19 protein-coding genes are annotated in these 20,030 nt (G+C 34.5%); 16 read left to right on the top strand and 3 right to left on the bottom strand.

Annotated features, from left to right (window positions below; genetic code table 11):
* The first annotated feature begins 10 nt into the window (after window positions 1–10).
* The 14 genes from IPJ80_03590 to IPJ80_03655 all read left to right on the top strand — a co-directional run bounded on the left by IPJ80_03590 (window position 11) and on the right by IPJ80_03655 (window position 11,548).
* A complete protein-coding gene (locus IPJ80_03590) occupies window positions 11–733 on the top strand; it encodes an SDR family NAD(P)-dependent oxidoreductase (protein ID MBK7912562.1) in 723 nt (240 codons plus the stop codon).
* Between the two features lie 229 nt (window positions 734–962).
* Window positions 963–1,727: a hypothetical protein gene (locus IPJ80_03595; GenBank protein ID MBK7912563.1), complete on the top strand. Its 765-nt coding sequence runs from the start codon at window positions 963–965 to the stop codon at window positions 1,725–1,727.
* Between the two features lie 12 nt (window positions 1,728–1,739).
* Window positions 1,740–2,219, top strand: a complete 480-nt coding sequence (locus tag IPJ80_03600) for a tryptophan-rich sensory protein (GenBank protein ID MBK7912564.1) — start codon at window positions 1,740–1,742, stop codon at window positions 2,217–2,219.
* 707 nt (window positions 2,220–2,926) lie between these two features.
* The gene (locus tag IPJ80_03605; protein ID MBK7912565.1) at window positions 2,927–3,691 is read left to right on the top strand and encodes a hypothetical protein; all 765 of its coding nucleotides are present in this window, start codon (window positions 2,927–2,929) and stop codon (window positions 3,689–3,691) included.
* A gap of 662 nt (window positions 3,692–4,353) precedes the next feature.
* The gene (locus IPJ80_03610) at window positions 4,354–4,815 is read left to right on the top strand and encodes a GNAT family N-acetyltransferase (protein MBK7912566.1); all 462 of its coding nucleotides are present in this window, start codon (window positions 4,354–4,356) and stop codon (window positions 4,813–4,815) included.
* A gap of 151 nt (window positions 4,816–4,966) precedes the next feature.
* Complete coding sequence (locus IPJ80_03615) at window positions 4,967–5,902, top strand: alpha/beta hydrolase (protein MBK7912567.1); 936 nt, start codon at window positions 4,967–4,969, stop codon at window positions 5,900–5,902.
* A 361-nt stretch (window positions 5,903–6,263) separates the two neighbouring features.
* Window positions 6,264–6,584, top strand: coding sequence for a winged helix-turn-helix transcriptional regulator (locus tag IPJ80_03620; GenBank protein ID MBK7912568.1), 321 nt, complete (start codon window positions 6,264–6,266; stop codon window positions 6,582–6,584).
* On the top strand, window positions 6,581–7,075 hold the full coding sequence (locus IPJ80_03625; protein MBK7912569.1) for an SRPBCC domain-containing protein: 495 nt from the start codon (window positions 6,581–6,583) through the stop codon (window positions 7,073–7,075). The genes IPJ80_03620 and IPJ80_03625 overlap by 4 nt, the downstream gene beginning before the upstream one ends.
* Before the next feature lie 3 nt (window positions 7,076–7,078).
* On the top strand, window positions 7,079–7,513 hold the full coding sequence (locus tag IPJ80_03630; protein ID MBK7912570.1) for a DUF1801 domain-containing protein: 435 nt from the start codon (window positions 7,079–7,081) through the stop codon (window positions 7,511–7,513).
* Between the two features lie 293 nt (window positions 7,514–7,806).
* Entirely contained in the window at window positions 7,807–8,475 is a 669-nt protein-coding gene (locus IPJ80_03635; protein MBK7912571.1) for an FMN-binding negative transcriptional regulator, read from the top strand.
* A gap of 206 nt (window positions 8,476–8,681) precedes the next feature.
* Window positions 8,682–9,143 (top strand): SRPBCC family protein, encoded by a 462-nt coding sequence (locus IPJ80_03640; GenBank protein ID MBK7912572.1) that lies wholly within the window; start codon window positions 8,682–8,684, stop codon window positions 9,141–9,143.
* A gap of 133 nt (window positions 9,144–9,276) precedes the next feature.
* On the top strand, window positions 9,277–9,900 hold the full coding sequence (locus tag IPJ80_03645; GenBank protein MBK7912573.1) for a CatB-related O-acetyltransferase: 624 nt from the start codon (window positions 9,277–9,279) through the stop codon (window positions 9,898–9,900).
* A gap of 183 nt (window positions 9,901–10,083) precedes the next feature.
* Complete coding sequence (locus tag IPJ80_03650; GenBank protein MBK7912574.1) at window positions 10,084–10,554, top strand: DUF1801 domain-containing protein; 471 nt, start codon at window positions 10,084–10,086, stop codon at window positions 10,552–10,554.
* Between the two features lie 283 nt (window positions 10,555–10,837).
* Window positions 10,838–11,548: a hypothetical protein gene (locus IPJ80_03655; GenBank protein ID MBK7912575.1), complete on the top strand. Its 711-nt coding sequence runs from the start codon at window positions 10,838–10,840 to the stop codon at window positions 11,546–11,548.
* Window positions 11,549–11,644: 96 nt separating this feature from the next.
* On the opposite strand, the gene IPJ80_03660 is transcribed toward IPJ80_03655, so the two are convergent.
* The gene (locus tag IPJ80_03660; GenBank protein MBK7912576.1) at window positions 11,645–13,738 is read right to left on the bottom strand and encodes a carboxy terminal-processing peptidase; all 2,094 of its coding nucleotides are present in this window, start codon (window positions 13,736–13,738) and stop codon (window positions 11,645–11,647) included.
* Window positions 13,739–13,863: 125 nt separating this feature from the next.
* Window positions 13,864–14,307: a DUF393 domain-containing protein gene (locus IPJ80_03665; protein ID MBK7912577.1), complete on the bottom strand. Its 444-nt coding sequence runs from the start codon at window positions 14,305–14,307 to the stop codon at window positions 13,864–13,866.
* A 192-nt stretch (window positions 14,308–14,499) separates the two neighbouring features.
* On the opposite strand from IPJ80_03665, the gene IPJ80_03670 reads away from it, so the two are divergent.
* Window positions 14,500–16,548 (top strand): hypothetical protein, encoded by a 2,049-nt coding sequence (locus IPJ80_03670; protein ID MBK7912578.1) that lies wholly within the window; start codon window positions 14,500–14,502, stop codon window positions 16,546–16,548.
* A 50-nt stretch (window positions 16,549–16,598) separates the two neighbouring features.
* Here IPJ80_03670 and IPJ80_03675 read toward each other — a convergent pair whose 3' ends face one another.
* Window positions 16,599–17,321: a TerC family protein gene (locus IPJ80_03675; GenBank protein ID MBK7912579.1), complete on the bottom strand. Its 723-nt coding sequence runs from the start codon at window positions 17,319–17,321 to the stop codon at window positions 16,599–16,601.
* A 404-nt stretch (window positions 17,322–17,725) separates the two neighbouring features.
* On the opposite strand from IPJ80_03675, the gene IPJ80_03680 reads away from it, so the two are divergent.
* The gene (locus IPJ80_03680) at window positions 17,726–19,981 is read left to right on the top strand and encodes a sodium-translocating pyrophosphatase (protein MBK7912580.1); all 2,256 of its coding nucleotides are present in this window, start codon (window positions 17,726–17,728) and stop codon (window positions 19,979–19,981) included.
* Window positions 19,982–20,030 lie beyond the last annotated feature (49 nt).

The following is a 20,030-nucleotide window of genomic DNA, read 5'->3' on the forward strand; positions in this document are numbered from 1 at the left end:
TATAACAATTATGAAATTATCAAACAACAAAATTTTAGTCACAGGCGGTGCAAGCGGTATTGGTTTAGGACTTACCGAGCGATTTATCCAGGAGAACAATACTGTGATAATCTGCGGCAGACGAGAAGCTACATTGCAAGAAGTAAAAGACAAATTTCCCTCTGTAATTACTAAAGTTTGCGACTTATCTTTAGAAGCTGATCGGTTTGAACTTTATAATTGGGTATCAGAGCATCATCCTGACCTGAATGTACTTGTAAATAACGCAGGCATTCAAAATTGGATGAACATCTCTGACAGTGACTTCTATTCCAAATCGATCAATGAGATTAATATAAATGTGGTAGCTCCAATTCACTTGACAACTCAATTTATTAATTTAAATAATTTGGATACTATTATCAACGTGACATCCGGTTTAGCATTCGTTCAACTTTCCAAAGTCCCTGTTTATTGTGCAACAAAAGCATCTCTTCATTCATTTACACTTTCATTACGACACATGTTGAAGGATAAAAATATTGAAGTAATTGAAATGATACCACCAGCTTTAAATACAGACCTTGGCGGTAAAGGTTTACACGATGGTCAACCACCTGTTTCAGCTTTTATTAATGCAGTTTTCCAACAAATGAAAGAAGGCAAAACAGAATTGACCTTTGGATTTAGTGAAGTTATGGCAAAAGCAACACCAGATATTATCAATGCAACTTTCAATAAAATGAACCCATGATCACATGAAATAACTATAAAACGTTGAAAATAAAAAAAACATAAACACAGGATTTTTTAAAATAATCATTCAGTACTCTACTAACACTTTTTCATGTCAATCAATCCAAGTTTTCTCACGTCAAAATTTATAGTTAAAATCGCTATCTGCACCAAGACCAACCAATCCATGCAAGTTAAATAATTTTTCATTAAAAAAAATAACATCAGAAATTAATACTGTTTATAAAATGAAAACTTTAATTAATTCAATCTCAATTATATTACTGACTTTCATATTGAATATTTCAGTGAGTGCACAGTCAAATATTGATTTGGAAACAGGAACTTTTTTTACTGGTTATAATAAAGTCCGCATTCCGGGCGATCTGGGTACAACTTTTTCTCTTAAAGATGATTTAAAAGCTAAAACACAGCTATTTTATCGTTTGAGAGCAAGTTACACATTAAAAAAACGGCACACGCTTTCTCTACTATATGCTCCTCTTGGGACTAAATCAGAAGGCAGTGTGTCAAATGCTATTTTCTTTGAAGGTGTTTCATTTCCTGCTAATACAGAACTTGTTGGTAAATACAAATTTAATTCCTACAGGTTGACATACCGATACGATATAGTAAATAAATCTAATATTGTTTTCGGCTTAGGATTCACTGCAAAAATCAGAGATGCAAAAATTGCACTTTCTTCGCCCGGGCTAAGTTCTGAAAAAACGAATGTTGGATTTGTTCCAATTATTAATTTCAGGCTTGTATGGAATGTATATAGTAAGTTTGGTCTGCTACTGGATGGAGATGCACTTGCTGCCCCGCAGGGAAGAGCTGAAGATGTTCTGATTGCTGCAACATATAAACTTACAAATAATTTCGATATACGGGCAGGATACCGCATTCTAGAAGGAGGTGCAGACAATGACGAAGTTTATAATTTTGCGCTCTTCAACTATGCTTCCGTTGGGTTGACGTATACTTTTAATAACCAGAATGAGTCAAATTAAAATTATTTAGGTATGAGCAAATTGCAAATTATAAAACTTATAGTATCCATAATAGTTCCTTTAGGCCTTGGCAGTATAGCAGGAATATTTACAGCTCAATCAGTACCTGAATGGTATGCAACCTTAAACAGGCCTTCGTTCAATCCTCCAAACTGGATATTTGGACCAGTTTGGACAATGCTATACATTTTAATGGGTATCTCATTATTCATGATTTGGAAACAAGATATGAGCAAAGAACGCAACTTGGCCATTTTAGTCTTTATGCTTCAATTGCTCCTTAATTTTGGATGGAGTTTTATCTTTTTCTATTTCAATATGATAGGTTTTGCATTGATTGAAATTATTTTATTGTGGATTAGTATTTTATTTATGCTTTTGTTGTTTTACAAAATCAAACCAATAGCTGCTTATATTAATATACCCTATTTATTATGGGTAAGTTTTGCAACCGTGCTTAATGGAAGTTATTACTTTCTCAACAGAGGCTGATTTCAACTTAATGCAAATAGGGTTTAAAAGTACTTTTCCATTCCTTATATAGCTCCCTGTAAAGATTTTAATAACAAGATTCCATCAACTTCAATTTTGTAGTTCTCAAAGCATTCACTTGTAGGTGTAGGAAAACGTTACACCAATAGGCAGCAACCGCTACATCGCTATTGCTTTCAGGCTATACACCAAATGTTTTGGCTGTTGAATAAACATTCTTTACTTTTGGTTAACTTAGGTTTGGTGATGCATCATCGTTGTTAATCGAACGACTAAATTTTATGAATAGATATAACGTAGTTGGAATTATTTTAACATCTTTAATAATTATTATCATTATAAATTATACTTATATTAGTTGTTTGTGTGTATTAACTAATAAAGTATGTGTTTATATAAAAAACGAAAGTGGCCAAATTATTAAATCGGGTTACTTAACAGCATACGAAACTGACACTCTGAAATTTTATAACCTTCAGAATGAATCTGCTATCTGTTTAAAATATTATAGCCCGGGAGAGAACGCTTTTACCTTAATAACTTACTTATCTGATAATAAGTCCTTTCAATTTGGTCCTGAATATTCGGAGAGTGGATACTGTTTTGATCTAAAAATTACAACTAATAGTATTCAAATTAATCGGTAATTTTAAAAATAAACTGCCTCAATACGCGTTAAATAAAATGGCTACCTATAAAAATTGGATATGAAAACAACTAGAATCTACTTAGCTCTAATTTTGACATTTTTTAGCACTTATTCAATTTATGCAGGATATAAGCTCGCCATTCTCAAAGATCCGGATGGATTCTCAAATGTTCGTAACGGACCTGGTAATGACTTTTTAATAGTTGATACACTTTATACAGATGACTTTCTCTATTTTCAGTTTATCGAAAATTCAGAATGGGCTAAAATAAGTGCTTGGAAAGGAAGACAAATAGAGGGTTTTATTCAGCTTAATAAAATTCAAGAAGTCGAGAAACTTGAAAACAAAATCCAACAGGAGCTTATTGCTAAAATACTCAATACACGTAACAAATTGAAAGCTGATTTTGTGGATTTCCAGAAATCGAAAGATAGTCTTGCTTACATAAACTGCCTTAGTGAACTAAAATTTTATAGCGATACCAAGTTAGAACCGATACTTGAAATTTTACCGAGATATATCTGTTCAACCCAGGATACCAAAATTCTCAAACTATTCTTTGCTTCCTATTGGGCCGATAAAGGATCATTAAATGAGATGCCTTCCCTTACAATGGCTAGTTTTTTCATTTGCAATCCAGACTTGGTCATCAAACAATTGAATAAAATAAACAGCATTGAGCAGAAAAAATCCATTTTAAACCATATTTATTGGGGACTTATAAACTATTACGGTATTGAAGAAAATGGAAAAACAAACAATAAAGAATATAATAAACATAGAGCACGACTCGATACTGAAATAAAGAAAATCAACCCATAACTAAGCATTCACTCAGACCCAATAGAAAAATCTAAAAGTCCATATTTTACTTTGGTTATAAAATTTAAATTCCTATCTTGGGATTCCTCCCTTTGACAGGAGGGATTGCGAGTGTACCCAAAACGTTGTGCATTATACCAAGAGCCATTAGCAAAAATGAGGAACTTTAATATGATAAAAAATAAAATACTATTTTTAAGTTGCTTGACATTTATGCTTCCTACGAAGGACAAAAAAACAAACACTCCTAAAGACCCAAATATTTCTAAACCAATCCCAACAGTGATTAAAAACTTTAATGCAGTCACATTACGTGCGAATATTGACACTACCCTGGTCAGTCAATATATCCGAAGTAATTTTCAGGACTCGAAAAAGAATTTATGGTTTGGAACATTAAGCGAAGGTGTAGTGAACTAAGATGCGAAAAGGGTTCATGGAATGATGCAATGAAATTTAAAAAAATCTATGACAACTGTGCTCACATATAAAGAAACCAAAATTGGAACTTTGTATTTAACTTTAAAACAAACAAAGCTCTCAAAGCTTGACTTTGAATATTACTCTCTAAAACCTGGCATAGATCTGTATTGCTAAAAAATTAGTAAACATTATTATATAGCTTCTAAATAGAACAAAATTAAAATAGAGATTAACACGCAATGAAAATAATCGAAATCACTTTTGACGACTTTACAATTACGACAGACAGATCAAAAATGGATCTTGTTGAAATCCACGATTTCCTATCAAAATACTCAGGCTGGAGTGATAATATTCCATTCGACAACGTAGTAACTTCTATTAACAATTCCCTTAACTTTGGTTTATTTCATAAAGACAAACAAATTGGGTTTGCAAGAATCATATCTGACTTTTCAACTATAGCATATTTAGGCGACATATATATATTGGACAATTATCGTGGACAAGGACTCTCTAAGAAACTAATGGACGCAGTAATGAGTCATCCAAACTTACAAGGATTAAGGCGGTGGATTTTATTAACATCGACAGCAGATTGGCTTTATGAAAAATATGGATTTACTAAATTACCCAAACCTGAATTATATATGGAGCTATTTAATCCAAACGTTTACAAATCTGACATACAAAAAACATGACGAGTAAATTAAAATAAAAACAACGAACCGGTATCAATAGATCTAGCTCAGTGTTGACCTTGACGTTGGAGCATAAGCAACGAAATAGACCATAAACAAAGATATACCCTGTAATCCTGAGAAGACCCACTTTAAACCAATATCAAAAATTATGATTAGACTTTTTATAATAATTTTTACTTTTTCACTTTTTGCTATAAACGGAACGGGACAGAAAGCATCTAACCTAAAAATTGAGAAAATATTTCTTGATGTAAATGACAATACAAAAAACTGTTACACTAAAATATATCCACCCAAACTTCCGTGGAAAGGAATTATTTTTCTAATTCCAGGTTTTGGTGAAACAGCGGAAAACGTTTTACAGCAGACTGACTTACCCTACAAATTAGCCTTAAACGGGATTTTGACTATTATTCCAACTTTTCAAGACGGAGTTTTGTCTTTCGGTGTAGATAGTTTAAGCCAACACGCATTTAATAGAATTTTAAATGATGTAACTGCAAAGCACAAACTTGTGAATCGAAAATTCTTTGTAGGCGGATTTTCAATAGGGGGTAGTTGCGCAATTAAATTTGCAGAAAACGCAGAAATTAAACCAACAGCAGTTTTTGCGATTGACCCACCACTCGACTTTGAAAGATTTTATAATTCCGCTAAAAGAGCTATCAGACTATCAAAAAACAGCCAAGCCAGCCAAGAGAATCTTTATATGATTAACAGACTGGAAAAGGAAACGGGCGGGAATCCAAATACACGACTCGATGAATATTATAAAATTTCAGCTTATTCATATTCTGACACATCTCAAACTGAAATAAAAAAACTATTAACTGTTCCCTTAAGAATCTATACTGAACCAGATATAAATTGGTGGTTAAAAGAACGTGGTGCTGACTTTACGAGCATGAATGCGACCGAATGTTCGGCTATGATTAATGAACTGAATAGGCTTGGAAATCAACATGCCGAATTAATAATTACAAAGAATAAAGGTTATAGAAAACCAGATAATATAAGACATCCACATTCATGGAGTATTGTGGATACTGACGAATTAATAAAATGGTTACTAAAGCAGATTTAAGACCCGAAAGTAACAGCCATCAAGCAAATGCAGGAACTGTGTAATTTTATATGAGTGAAATGGTAAATTCATGCTTAGTGCTGTTACAATAACCAGATTATGGATTCTTTAACCCGATAAATTACGGAAAAGGGATATTCGGTTGGAAAAGCGAAAACTCCTTCACCAACGGCAATCCTGAAATTTAAGGCCTCTGTGCTAGAAGTTCCATTGCTGCAAAACCAAAGTGTTTAAGCTTCGACAACACTAAAAGACTTGGAAAATCCCAATATTTTAAAATTAATTTAAAATAAATTTGTGAAACCGAATGGTTGCGCATATATTTGCAACTGATTAGTTTCGTAATTCAATATTTAAGTGTATGAGAAGAGATATTTTTCAAGCAGTTGCAGATCCAACCAGACGCGCCATTATCGTCTTAATTTCTTTACACGCAATGACACCGAACGCCATTGCCGAACAATTTAACACCACCCGACAGGCCGTTTCAAAACACCTGCGCATCTTGACTGAGTGCGATCTTGTAAAACAAAATCATCAAGGAAGGGAAATTTACTATTCTCTGAATATCGATAAAATGAAAGAAATAGACGAATGGATGGAACAGTTTCGAAAAATTTGGGAAACCCGATTCAATCAATTAGACCATTTATTATCAACAATTAAAAAAAATAAAAAATGAACCATTTAAATTTTGAATTTAAGGTTGACAAGTCAACTAAAACCGTACTGGTTACCAGAGAATTTAATGCCGAACTTTCCCTTGTATGGGATGCATTTACTAAAAAAGAAATTCTTGACCAATGGTGGGCACCTAAACCCTTCGAATCAAAAACTAAAATCATGGATTTTAAAGTGGGCGGACGTAGATTTTATGCCATGGTGAGCCCTGAAGGACTAGAAATGTGGCAACTCCAACAGTACACTTCAATTACACCTAATACCAATTTTAAATTTTTAAGCGTATTTGCCGATAAAGATGAAAATCCTCATTTGCCAGGTTCAAATTGGGATTTAAATTTTAGTGAAGCTAATGGGATAACAAAAATCAGTATTTCAATCTATAACGAATCACTTGAACGTATGGAAAAAATGATCGAAATGGGATTCAAAGAAGGATTCACTATGACCTTAAACGAACTGAATGACTTATTAAATAATATAAATAAATAACACATGCAAGTAAATGAACAAATCCAGGAATATATTTCGAGTCAGGCTGAACCTAAACGCAGTGACCTACAGGCTTTGCACTCCATCATTCTAAAAACTATGCCTGGCTGTAAACTATGGTTCCTGGATGGTAAAAACGAAGAAAACAAAATTGTTTCCAATCCCAATATTGGATACGGCCTTCAAACCATTAAATATGCTGATGGTAAAACAAGACCGTTTTATCAAATTGGCTTGAGTGCTAATAAAACCGGAATCTCAGTTTATATTCTTGGTTTCAAGGATAAGACCTACTTAGCGAAAATCTATGGCAGCAAATTAGGCAAGGCAAGTGTTACCGGCTACTGCATAAAATTCAAAACGCTCAAAGATATACATAGCGACATCCTTCAAGAGGCAATACTAGATAGGCTTTCGACCCAGAATGAACTCAATTAAGCTGGAGCTAAACGCAGTGTAAACACGATTCTCCATCATTCTCATATGCTGCCTTTTAAAATTCCAATTGCTGTGGGACTCATAGGATATTAATCTTTGAAAATTAGCAATAAATACAGCTGTTATTTCTTTTCCTGTCATAGACACCCAAGGATAAATGCAATAGAATATTTTAAACTAATATCTACATTTGTAATATATTCAATGGATTGCAATCAGTTGGCTTGAATTTACCAATTAAAACTATTAAATGGTTCATTTAATCTTTACTATAAACTAACCTTACTTTTATTATGTACAGTTTCTCATACTTTAAAGAAAAAGATCAACAACTTATTTTGGAATTTCTGGACAAATATCCATTTGCTTTTTTATCAGGAAGTAATCTTCTGGGAAGTCCAGTAGCAACCCAGATTCCTGTTTTATTTGAAGAACGAAATGGTGAGTTGTTTTTGCAGGGTCACATCATGCGAAACACAGATCATCATAAAGCTTTAGTTGAAAATCCAAACGCTCTCATTGTATTTACAGGACCCAATACTTACATAAGTGCTTCGTGGTATAGCAATTCAAATATTGGCTCCACCTGGAATTATATGAGTGTTCATATCAGCGGTCAACTAAAATTTATGAGTTCAGATGAATTAATTCAGTTTATGCGAAAATTCACCTTAAAATTTGAAAAAGGGAATAAAGCATCTCAAACTATTTACGACAATCTCCCGGAAAATTATTTGGGTAAGATGATGCCTGCGATAGCTGGTTTTGAAATGAAAGCAACTAAAATTGACAATGTATTTAAACTAAGTCAGAATAGAGATGAAAAAAGTTATCTGAACATAATATCCAAACTTGAAGAACAAGGCGGAAACTCAGCATGGATTGCGGAGGAAATGAAGAAAAGAAAATCAGAACTATTTCCACCCGGACTTGAGTGGGACGGTTCAAAATTTGATTCATAGTTATAGTATAATCTATAATAATTGAAACGAATCGAAATTAAAAGCTTATCGCTGATTAGTAAAGTCCAAATTTCCAGGAAATTAATACGCTTGTAATATTAAATAAATTAGGGTTTGAAAGATTAGATTCCAATCCTAATACACAAATTCAAAGATGATTTATTCAAATTTTATCAACAAATATGCGTATTGAAAACTAGATACAAATGATAACAGAAATTATTACGACAACACCTGATTGTGAAATTGAAAGTTCAAGAATTTTTTCTGCGAACAGAGAATTGGTTTTCCGGGCATGGTCTGAACCAAATCATTTAAAAAATTGGTGGGGTCCCGCCGGGTTTACAAATACCTTCAATGAATTTGACTTTCGGGTGGGTGGCAAATGGCGCTTTATTATGCACGGACCAGACAAGGGAAATTACGTAAATGAATGCGAGTTTATAATAATTGAAACGCCATCACGAATAGCCTGGCAACGAATTTCAAAGCCAATTTTTCAAGTCGTAGCGACCTTTGATGAAATATCAGAAGACAAGACCTACCTTGTGTTCAAAATGCTATTTAATACTGCAGCGGAGTGCCTAAAATTAAAGCCCTATGTAATTGATAAAAATGAAGAAAATTTTGATAAACTTGAAAGAGAATTAAATAAAATGATTTTATAAAACAAAATAGCTACACCTGATTGAATCATGTTCAATCAGGTTTTTATTTCCAAATAATTTGGCAGCTAATGAGTTTAGATATCATTTTAGAATCAATTTAAACTTTATTTATAAATTTAAATTATTGTAAATTATGACAGGACCCAATAAAGACATTACTTTCCCATTAGACAGTTATCATAGACTTTGCTTTCTAAAAAATATTATTAAAAATCCAAATATTGTTGTAGGCGATTACACCTATTACGACGATTTTGAAAATGTTGAAAACTTTGAAAAAAATGTAAAATACCATTTTGACTTCGTTGGTGATAAATTAATAATTGGCAAATTTTGTATGATTGCTTCTGATGTGAAATTTATCATGAATGGAGCAAATCATTTAACGAACGCATTATCAACATATCCCTTTGCCATTTTTGGAAACGGCTGGGAACACGCAATGGAAAATAAATCCTATCCACAAAAAGGGGATCTAATTATAGGGAATGATGTGTGGATAGGATATAATGCAACTATTATGGCAGGAGTCACCATCGGAGACGGTGCAATTATAGCCACAAATTCGACAGTGATTCACGATGTTGAACCCTATTCCATTGTTGGAGGCAATCCAGCAAAGGAAATTAAAAAACGATTTCCAGAAGATGTTATTGCAAAACTAGTAGCAATTAAATGGTGGAATTGGGATATTGAAAAGATCGCAAAAAATATTCAAAATTTAACAGATAATTCTATTGATAAATTAATTGATTAAGATTTAAGTAGCTTACTATTGGTGGAACCACCAAACTGATAAGATAGTTTAGAAACCCTTTTTACACTAAACAGTTCATATTCCTATAGCAATTTACTTTCATTTCAAGATTCTTTTAAAAAACCATACTCCTCGAAGTTAGAATTAATAAATATTTGTATTTTTGAATATAACTACTGTTAAATGAAAGCACAAGGCAAAACCGTTAAGGAAATTTTAATAAATCTGCCCGAGGATCGGATTGAACCATTTAATAAACTGCACGATGTCATTGTTAAGAATTTACCCAAAGGATTTGAACCAGGCATAAGTTATGGGGGCTTAGGTTATGTGGTACCTCATACACTTTATCCAGCCGGTTACCATTGCAAGCCTGAAGAACCTCTCCCTTTTGCCGGCATTGCCTCTCAAAAAGGTTCTATCAATTTTTACCATATGGGGATTTATGCAGATCCAAAATTATTAAAATGGTTTGTGGATGAATATCCAAAACATAGTAAGCAAAAGTTAGATATGGGCAAGAGTTGCATCCGTTTTAAAAAGATGGATGAAATTCCCTATAAACTCATTGGCGAATTAATGAAAAAAATGAGTGCTAAAGAATGGATTGAAATGTATGAATCTCATTTTATAAAGAAATCTAAGAAAAAGTAGGCATTCTGAATCGATATTTATGATTGAAATTCAAGGAATGAGCAACTCAAGAATGACTAATAAGCCTACACGTTCTGAAATTAAGTCAATGTGCGTTTAAGGACTCCAACACGTTGAGCATTACCTTTATGGCCGATTGCTAACTAGTTGAAAAAATAAATTCTGGTATAAGCGCAGCTTGAACTAAAATCCAGGCTGATCAATTGCTTTAAACAAATAATTAATTATTATTTTTGATGAATTACTGGTACTTTAATGGTACACTATCATTCATTTTTTTACTATGGAAAAAGGATATAAAAATCTAGTATTTTTCTTTGGAGCAATCGCCTTAATTACTTTTATAGGATTTTATAAAAAGTATTTTTCGTTGGCACCGGATTTTCCAGGCTTAAAGATCATTCATCATTTTCATGCTGCCCTCTTGATTACATGGCTTGGTTTACTAATAGTCCAGCCCATACTTATCGCCACTCATAAAATTAAAATTCATAAATTATTAGGAAAACTATCCTATTTTTTGGTGCCGATCGCATTTATTTCTATGCTGCTGGCTTACCACAATCAATACCTCCGCTTTATAAGTGAGGGCCAATCAGAATCTTTCGTTCTGTCCTTTGTATTCGCTCCTGCCACAGATGCAATTCCCTTTGTAATCTTGTATCTGCTGGCTATTCTAAACAAGCATGAAACTCCTAAGCACATGCGTTATATGATTACAACGGGAATTGTCATAGGCGGACCAGGATTGGGAAGAATCTTCATGACCTGGATGGATATGGATATTTTCATGGCGATTCAGATCCAGTTTCTATTTCAGTTGATTACATTTATTTCCCTGATTATTTATGACCGTATTCATAAAAAATCATTTGGCATCAATCCATATACCATTGCATTTAGCATTTGGCTTATTCCTAATATACTAATCATGTTCTTTCCAAATACAACGCTTTGGCAAGGAATTGCAAAGTGGATCGTAAACTATTTTTAAGTTTTATGGAATGTATATCCTTTTGAATATAGCTCTAAAAAAACAAGGCTTGACTTAATAAAAAGTCAAGCCTTTCGAAAATACTGATTTTGGAATTTATTTCTTTCGAATATCGCGAAGGATATTCATGGATTCATAAACATACAAATCTTTATTCAAACTTTTCAGGAAATCTTCATTGCGCGCAATTTTAGCGGAATCGGTATGGATTGATGCATAATCTTCCTGTAAGTTTTCCACTTTCATTGCGGTGATTACCTCATCTCCGATTTTCTCAAATTTCTTAATTTCCTCTTTACGTTGATTAATAAAACTTTTATATTTATTTAATTCAAGATTTACTTCAGTTTCTTCGCGACTTTTTGCAAGTCGTTTTGCATTTTCATCAATCAATCCAAAAACAGGATTTGCTTTGATTCGCTGCTTGCTGTTGTTAGCAACATCTTCCAAATTATCTATTACAAACGTATTGGGAGAATAATTTTGTTTTTCGATGACATCGTATGGCAATGGATGTTTGTATTCCTTTTCTCCATTGACAATATAACTATACGTATCAGGAAGCAGAATATCGGGCTCAACACCCTTTAACTGAACAGATCCACCACTTACTCTGTAATATTTTTGAATGGTTACTTTCATTTCACCCAAAGGTTTCATTTCTGAATTTGGAGTTAACTGATCCAAATTACGAAATTGTTGCACACTCCCTTTTCCAAAAGTAGGTTCGCCACCAACAATCACGGCGCGTTTATAATCTTGTAAACATGCACTGATGATTTCCGATGCAGAAGCACTGTTGCTGTTTACCAGGATGACCATCGGTCCGTCGAAAAAAACATTTTTATCCGGATCATTATAAGGTCTGATACCGCGTCGATCTTTAACCTGAACAACAGGGCCTTCATCAATAAACAATCCAGACATGTCTACAACTTCTTGCAAACTTCCCCCACCATTATTTCTTAAATCAAGTATTAAACTGGTGGCTCCTTCCTTTTTTAATTTTTGCAATTCTTCAGCAATGTCTTTTGCCGCTGATGGACTGTTTGGATCATTAAAATCAGCATAAAAACGGGGTAATTTGATATATCCGATTTTATCCTCTTTCCCCTCTTGCTTTAATAAAGCGGAACGTGCAAATCCTTCGTCCATGATCACCTCATCCCGAATAATTGAAATTATTTTTATGGTGCCATCCTGTTTTTTAACTTTCAAACTGACCTTGGTTCCTTTTTTACCACGAATTTTACTAACTACGTCATCAATCCGCATGCCTTTGATGTCAACCGGTTCCATTCCATCTTGCTGAACCCCCATTATTAAGTCATTTGCTTCCAATTCACCCTGGCGCGCCGCAGGTCCTCCTGGCACGATCGAACTCACTTTTGTAAATTCACGTTCGGTTTGAAGCCGCGCCCCAATGCCTTCCAGTTTTCCAGACATATTAATATTGAAATCTTCCTTCTCTTTAGGATTTAAATAATCTGTATGCGGATCGTATAAATGGATAAATGTATTTACATAAATTTCAAACCGGTCTTCTCGTTTTAATTTGGATAAACGGTCAAACCAGGCATCCATCATGTCCTTAACTTCTTTATTGATATCCATCCGAATGGAATCATCCGGACGTGTCTTCTTTTCTTTTTCTAATTGCTGCAAATCTTCAATATAGCGATTTAATTTTTCATACTTAATTGATTTGCGCCAATAGTCTTTCATCTCCTTATCATCTGCAGGCCATTTCCGCTTATCTGCATCCAATTCAACTTTTTCATCTTTGGTAAATTCAAAAGGCATGTTTATAAATTCCTCGTAATAAGATTTAGATTTGACTATCGCTTCATCAATCAACTTTAAGGACAAATCAAAAAATTCCAATTTGCCTCCCTTAAAATGATCATCCAGATCATTTTTAAATTTTTCCATTTGTTTTACATCCTTCTGAGTATAAAACCGCTTGCCAGGATCCATATCTACCAAAAACTCATCGAATGCTTTTTGTGAAAAGGCATCATCCACTACCGGAGGTGCATAATGGAATCTTTGGGAACTTTCATAAACCAATTTCAATAAATGACTCTCCTTGGAAGTCGGTTCCCCTTGCGGATGACTGCAATTTGCAGTAAAATAGACGAGTAACATGCTCAAAGGCACTAAAAGGAACCAGGCTTTTTTTGATTTCATTTTTTCTTTCATTTTGCAATTAATCTATTCAACAGATTTTAACTCATTTTCATTATCAAGAATAAACTGATTTATAAAAAGTTTAACAAAGATGAGGAAATCCGTTACTTATCGTTGTAAAGATACTACGAAAAGCTTCGTATTAAATAATCTAAAGCCAATTTATTTTGAATAATTCGATGGGAATTTTCATAATCAGTCAGCGAACAAGAGGAATTTCTGGCATTAAAAGCATAGCGGTGTTTTGCTATCAGCTCATACAATCCATCTCGTAAAAGCCTGGGAATCAACCTATAAATTTTGAAAATTGACCACCAACCGCCCAGCGCAATCAATATTTTGAAAACAGCATCGGAACGGTAAAAAACCTTCCCCTCCTGAACCAAAACAATTGAATCCACCTGCTTTAAGGGTTCCTGGATCTTGAGTTGTTTGCCCAACTCAGCATCTAAATTTAAATTGCAATAAATAAACTGTTCACTTTGATCCCATTTAAGCAATAGCCTTACCCATCGATTACAAAATCCACAATTTCCATCAAAAAAAACGATTCCAACTTGCTTAGACACAGGTATTAAAACAATTTTCCAAAGGGTTTGATCTTAAAATGCTCATTTATTTATTCAAACAACTAGATTTTATATTCTACGATCCCACCCGGAAATTCAAATCCCTGATAAAAAAGCAATTCGGCTGCCATCGTTTGATCCAATTCCTGTTATAATCATTTTGATTTGTACATTGTATTTCCAAACGAACCCATGAAAGTCTACAAACCCACTTTTTACTTCGTTTTCTCATTACTTGCCTTGGCAACATGGTACAACTATCAGGAAATCAGTTTTAAAAAACCTCAATCCATTCATAAATGGCGGCAAGCCGATGGTGCTTCTCTCGCTCTTAACTATTACCAGCATGGCATGCATTTTTTTCATCCTCAAACCCATAACCTCACTTCGGATGGAGGAAATTCCGGTGCCGCTTGCACCAGCGAAATGCCTATTTTATATTTTGGTGTTGCCCTATTATACAAGTTGTTTGGATATCACGATTTCATATTCCGGATTTTTAATACCCTCTTGTTTTTTTTGGGACTATGCTATCTTTTTAAAATCTTTCAGTATTTATTAAATGATACCCTTTGGTCTCTCTTGCTTTCGGTGTTGTTTTTTACCGCTCCAGTTTTAGTCTATTATGGCAATAACTATCTCAGCAATACCGGCGCCCTTTCGTTTGCTATCATTGGTTGGTATTTTTTTATAAAATTTTATTTTGAACGAAATTCCAAATTACTTTATACAGCATGCACTTTATTTTTTATTGCTGCCTGCTTTAAACTGACTTCTTTAATGAGCTTGTTAAGCATTCTTGCAGTCGTGCTGGCAAATCAATTCAATCTGATACCGCTGGATCGCACCGAGAAATTTATCAAGTCATTAAAACCGTTTCTATTCTATAATGCTGTCCTATTATCACTTTTGGCGATATGGATTTTTTATGCACGTACTTACAATACAGCACACGATAGCAGTTACTTTTCTACCACCACCTTCCCAATTTGGAGTTTGTCATCGGTAGAAATCAAAGGCGTATTGGAAAACATTCAAACCCTTTGGTTGGATCAGTATTTTCATCCTTCGGTCATCCTGTTATTATCAGCTTGCCTGGTCTTTTTAATTTGGAATAGAAATAAAAATATAAGCCTATTCAATTTATTGCTAGCATTTATGAGCATCCAAATGATCGTATTTATCCTGCTGCAATTTTGGACATTTGCGGATCACGACTATTATGTTATTGATCTCTACATCTTTCCGATGTTGATGCTTTTATTTACTGCTTATGCTCTTCACAAGCAATTTCCACAAATATTTCAATCAAAGTACTTAAAAATAGGATTTACATTTTTCATACTCTTCAATGTAGTATATGCAAGACAGGAAATGAATACCAGGTATTCTGAACCCATAAACGATTTTGAATCCAATGCAGCGATATACAGCATTACTCCATATCTGAGACAAATAGGAATTCAGGCTGAGGATCGGGTCATTTCAATACCTGATTTTAGTCATGCATCCTTGTATCTTATGAATCAAAAAGGATGGACAGAATATACGGATGCGCGATTTAACACTGGCACAAAAATTCCCTACAATCAGGATAGTGCCGGAATTCAATTATCAATCAGCAGAGGCGCAAAGTATTTAATCATAAATGGAATTTCTGAAATTCACAAAAAACCTTATCTCAAATCATTTTGCAAAAACTTAAAAGGACGCTACCAAAACGTATTCATTTTTGATTTGATCGCAACAGAAAACAATTTTAATCCTGATGCACGTGAAGTATTAAAAAAATATACTTGTGACGCAGAATTTCGTACACCAGATGGTATTTACTATCAATCAACCGCAGACAGCAGTTTATTTGAATTTGGACAAACACAAACCAACGAACAGGCTCATTCCGGAATGAATGCGTGTAAACTGGATGAACTAAATCCTTATGGTATGACATTAAAGATTCCACAAATTAAAAGTGGATTCATATTTGAAATTACTGTTTGGCGAAAAGCGTCCGAAAATTCCAAATCAAGCTTAATTGCTTCCAGCGAACCCAATCCATTTTATTCCGGCGAATGTAAAATTATTGAACGCGAGCCAAGTGGATGGGTAAAACTTAAAATGGAATTTGAAATCAGTCCGCCCCTGGCTGGTCAGGAGCTTAAAATTTATGCATACAATCCAGACAAACAAGTTGTCTATTTTGATGATCTAGAAGTGATCTGTTATAAAATGATAGAATAACCAATTGGCTAAAGTTTTTTAGCTCAATTTACAGATAACTCTCTATTTAATTATTTTGCTTTAGAACTTGTTCTACTTCCGATTTTCACATTTATAATTTCAACAAAAACTGCGAAAGCCATTGAATAATAAATGTAGCCTTTAGGAATATGAAAATCCAATCCTTCAGCAATTAAGGCCGTTCCAATCATCAGTAAAAATGCCAAAGCCAATATCTTAATTGCAGGATGATTATTTATAAAATTGTTTAAGGTTCCGGCAACCATCATCATAATGATCATTGAAACAATTACAGCAGCAATCATAATGGCTATTTGGTCAACCATACCTACTGCGGTAATCACAGAGTCTAGAGAAAAAACGATGTCAATTAAAATAATCTGAAGAACAACTCCGTGAAATGTTATATTTTTTATGTTTGCTTCCAATATTGAATCTGAATGCTCAATTTTCTCATGTATTTCCCGTACACTTTTTATCAATAAAAACAAACCACCTATTATTAATATGATATCCCTTCCAGAAAATCCAAGTGAACCTATTGTAAAGAAATCATTCGTCAAACCCATAATCCATGATATCGAGAATAACAGCATAATACGAATGACTAAAGCCAAGCTTAAACCTATTTGACGCGCTCTCCTTTGTTGGTGTTTGGGAAGTTTATTAGCAAGTATGGAAATAAAAATCAGGTTGTCAATACCTAAAACAATTTCTAATGCACACAAAGTTAAAAAAGCGATCCATACATCCGGGTTAAACAGCCATTCCATAAAATTTTGCTTGGATTTAAAATGATACCGATATAAACTCTAAACTTTTGAATATAGTTCACTAAAACAGAAAATTAATCTTATGTTTATTTTGATTTATTTTAATGTTTATTGGATTCCTTTGGATTTGAGTAATTTCTACAAAATTTAGTATAATTAGTCGTTTTAAACAGGCAATCCATGGCACTATTTTCGATATCAGTAAGCCCAATTTATATCTACTATCCATATTGGTTTGAAAGCACCCTGCTTGAATAGAAGGAGCATAATCCCATTGTGAGCCTTTGCTTTCTTTGCATTTAATGCAGTTTTCAAGATAGAATACCGTCTAAATTCACTAAAATTCATAAACGAATCAGTTTATCGCATTACTTTTGAGCCGTTTTTTAAAAAATTCAGATAGAATGGAAAATTTAGTATACTTCTTACCCGCATTTGGGATTGTTGGATTGCTTTATATGATTTATTTATATAAATGGGTTTCTAAACAAGATCCAGGAGACGCTAAAATGCAGGGGATCGCAGGTCACATAGCTGAAGGTGCCATGGCATTTTTAAAAGCTGAGTACCGTGTTTTAACCATTTACGTAGCAGTTGCTGCGTGTTTATTGGCTTTCCTGAGCTTTAAAGTGGACACAACCCATTGGACCATCGTCATTGCCTTTATTTTAGGGGCTCTTTTTTCAATAATTGCTGGATTTATAGGGATGCGAGTCGCAACCAAGGCCAATGTCCGGACCACCCAGGCAGCAAGAACTTCTTTGGTTAACGCCTTGCACGTTTCTTTTAGAGGCGGTACGGTAATGGGATTGGGTGTCGCAAGTTTGGCGGTTTTAGGTTTAAGTATCCTATTTGCCCTGTTTTTCTATTCAATTATGGGTGGAATTTGGGGCGGATCCACAGTTAAAGGAATTCAATACGATGCGGTTCATTCTATGACCATCATCCTTGAGATCCTGGCTGGATTTTCATTGGGTGCTGAATCCATTGCTTTATTTGCACGTGTTGGAGGTGGAATTTATACAAAAGCAGCCGACGTAGGAGCAGATTTGGTGGGTAAGGTTGAAAAAGGAATTCCAGAAGATGATCCTCGGAATCCTGCCACCATTGCCGATAACGTGGGAGATAATGTAGGAGACGTAGCCGGTATGGGAGCCGATTTATTTGGTTCGTATGTAGCCACCGTTCTTGCAGCAATGGTTCTTGGAAATTACGTAATCCGTGACATGGGAGGTGATATCACTGCCATGGACTCATTTAAAGGCTTAGGTCCTATTTTGCTGCCTTTGTTTTTGGCATGCATCGGCTTGATATTTTCCATTTTTGGTAGCTTCTTCGTAAAAATTAAAGGAGAGCAAGCAGGTGCCAATGATGTGCAATATGCTTTGAATATGGGTAACTGGGTTTCGCTTGCTTTAACAGCGATTGCAGCTTACTTCTGTATTGATATGTTATTGCCAGAAAAAATGCAAATGATGTTTTTTGGACAAGGGATCCATGAAGTTAGTTCGATGAATGTATTTTATGTCGTACTGATTGGTTTATTTGTTGGGGCATCCATTTCATATTTAACTGAATATTATACTGCATTGGGTAAAGGACCTGTAAATGCCATTGTTAATAAATCAGGTACCGGTGCAGCCACAAATATTATTGGAGGATTGAGCAACGGAATGCTAAGTACCGCTGGTCCGGTATTGATATTTGCTGCAGCGATTTGGATTAGCTATTCATTGGCTGGTTTTTATGGTGTATCCATTGCAGCTTCTGCCATGATGGCCACTACTGCAATGCAATTAGCGATTGATGCCTTCGGACCGATTGCTGACAATGCAGGTGGAATCGCTGAAATGTCTGAATTGCCAAAAGAAGTTCGCCAAAAAACGGATATTCTGGATTCAGTAGGAAATACGACTGCAGCCATAGGAAAAGGATTTGCAATTGCTTCTGCCGCATTGACCGCTTTAGGTTTGTTTGCAGCTTATGTTACATTTACCGGAATCGACGGAATCAATATTTTTAAAGCAGATGTATTGGCTGCACTTTTTGTCGGGGGTATGATTCCTGTAGTGTTTTCAGCATTGGCCATGAGTTCAGTAGGAACCGCAGCAATGGACATGGTAAATGAAGTACGTCGTCAATTCAGAGAAATTCCCGGAATCATGGAAGGTACCGGCAAACCAGATTATGGACGTTGTGTGGAAATTTCAACAAAAGCAGCTTTGCAACAAATGATATTACCAGGTGCAATTACTTTAATAAGCCCAATTATTATTGGCTTTGGAATGGGACCTGAAGCTTTAGGTGCTTACATGGCAGGTGTATGTGTAAGCGGTGTTGTATGGGCTATCTTCCAAAATAATGCAGGCGGTTCCTGGGATAATGCAAAAAAATCTTTTGAATCCGGGGTAACGATTGATGGTGTGGTATATCACAAAGGTTCAGATCCACATAAAGCAGCCGTTATTGGTGATACAGTTGGGGATCCGTTTAAAGATACTTCAGGTCCATCCATGAATATTTTAATTAAATTGACCTGCCTGGTCGGTTTGGTCTTGGCACCCATTTTAGGTGAAATTTATGGATCTGAACAAATGCATTCCACCAAAGAAAAAACTGAACAAATTCTTCAGAATACGCCACCTGTTGAACAGAAATAAGCAGATACCTTAGTGCTTTGACTTAGGATCCATACTTATACGATTTACA

This window comes from Saprospiraceae bacterium, from assembly GCA_016714025.1.
In the GTDB taxonomy this organism is placed as follows: Bacteria; Bacteroidota; Bacteroidia; order Chitinophagales; family Saprospiraceae; genus Vicinibacter.

What these genes read in the sequence shown, in the direction of transcription:
- IPJ80_03615 (MBK7912567.1), top strand. Translation starts at nt 4,967, where the DNA reads ATGATTAGACTTTTTATAATAATTTTTACTTTTTCACTTTTTGCTATA.
- IPJ80_03625 (MBK7912569.1), top strand. Translation starts at nt 6,581, where the DNA reads ATGAACCATTTAAATTTTGAATTTAAGGTTGACAAGTCAACTAAAACC.
- IPJ80_03600 (MBK7912564.1), top strand. Translation starts at nt 1,740, where the DNA reads ATGAGCAAATTGCAAATTATAAAACTTATAGTATCCATAATAGTTCCT.
- IPJ80_03640 (MBK7912572.1), top strand. Translation starts at nt 8,682, where the DNA reads ATGATAACAGAAATTATTACGACAACACCTGATTGTGAAATTGAAAGT.
- IPJ80_03655 (MBK7912575.1), top strand. Translation starts at nt 10,838, where the DNA reads ATGGAAAAAGGATATAAAAATCTAGTATTTTTCTTTGGAGCAATCGCC.
- IPJ80_03675 (MBK7912579.1), bottom strand. Translation starts at nt 17,321, where the DNA reads ATGGAATGGCTGTTTAACCCGGATGTATGGATCGCTTTTTTAACTTTG.
- IPJ80_03605 (MBK7912565.1), top strand. Translation starts at nt 2,927, where the DNA reads ATGAAAACAACTAGAATCTACTTAGCTCTAATTTTGACATTTTTTAGC.
- IPJ80_03645 (MBK7912573.1), top strand. Translation starts at nt 9,277, where the DNA reads ATGACAGGACCCAATAAAGACATTACTTTCCCATTAGACAGTTATCAT.
- IPJ80_03590 (MBK7912562.1), top strand. Translation starts at nt 11, where the DNA reads ATGAAATTATCAAACAACAAAATTTTAGTCACAGGCGGTGCAAGCGGT.
- IPJ80_03595 (MBK7912563.1), top strand. Translation starts at nt 963, where the DNA reads ATGAAAACTTTAATTAATTCAATCTCAATTATATTACTGACTTTCATA.
- IPJ80_03630 (MBK7912570.1), top strand. Translation starts at nt 7,079, where the DNA reads ATGCAAGTAAATGAACAAATCCAGGAATATATTTCGAGTCAGGCTGAA.
- IPJ80_03670 (MBK7912578.1), top strand. Translation starts at nt 14,500, where the DNA reads ATGAAAGTCTACAAACCCACTTTTTACTTCGTTTTCTCATTACTTGCC.
- IPJ80_03650 (MBK7912574.1), top strand. Translation starts at nt 10,084, where the DNA reads ATGAAAGCACAAGGCAAAACCGTTAAGGAAATTTTAATAAATCTGCCC.
- IPJ80_03610 (MBK7912566.1), top strand. Translation starts at nt 4,354, where the DNA reads ATGAAAATAATCGAAATCACTTTTGACGACTTTACAATTACGACAGAC.
- IPJ80_03635 (MBK7912571.1), top strand. Translation starts at nt 7,807, where the DNA reads ATGTACAGTTTCTCATACTTTAAAGAAAAAGATCAACAACTTATTTTG.
- IPJ80_03680 (MBK7912580.1), top strand. Translation starts at nt 17,726, where the DNA reads ATGGAAAATTTAGTATACTTCTTACCCGCATTTGGGATTGTTGGATTG.
- IPJ80_03660 (MBK7912576.1), bottom strand. Translation starts at nt 13,738, where the DNA reads ATGAAATCAAAAAAAGCCTGGTTCCTTTTAGTGCCTTTGAGCATGTTA.
- IPJ80_03620 (MBK7912568.1), top strand. Translation starts at nt 6,264, where the DNA reads ATGAGAAGAGATATTTTTCAAGCAGTTGCAGATCCAACCAGACGCGCC.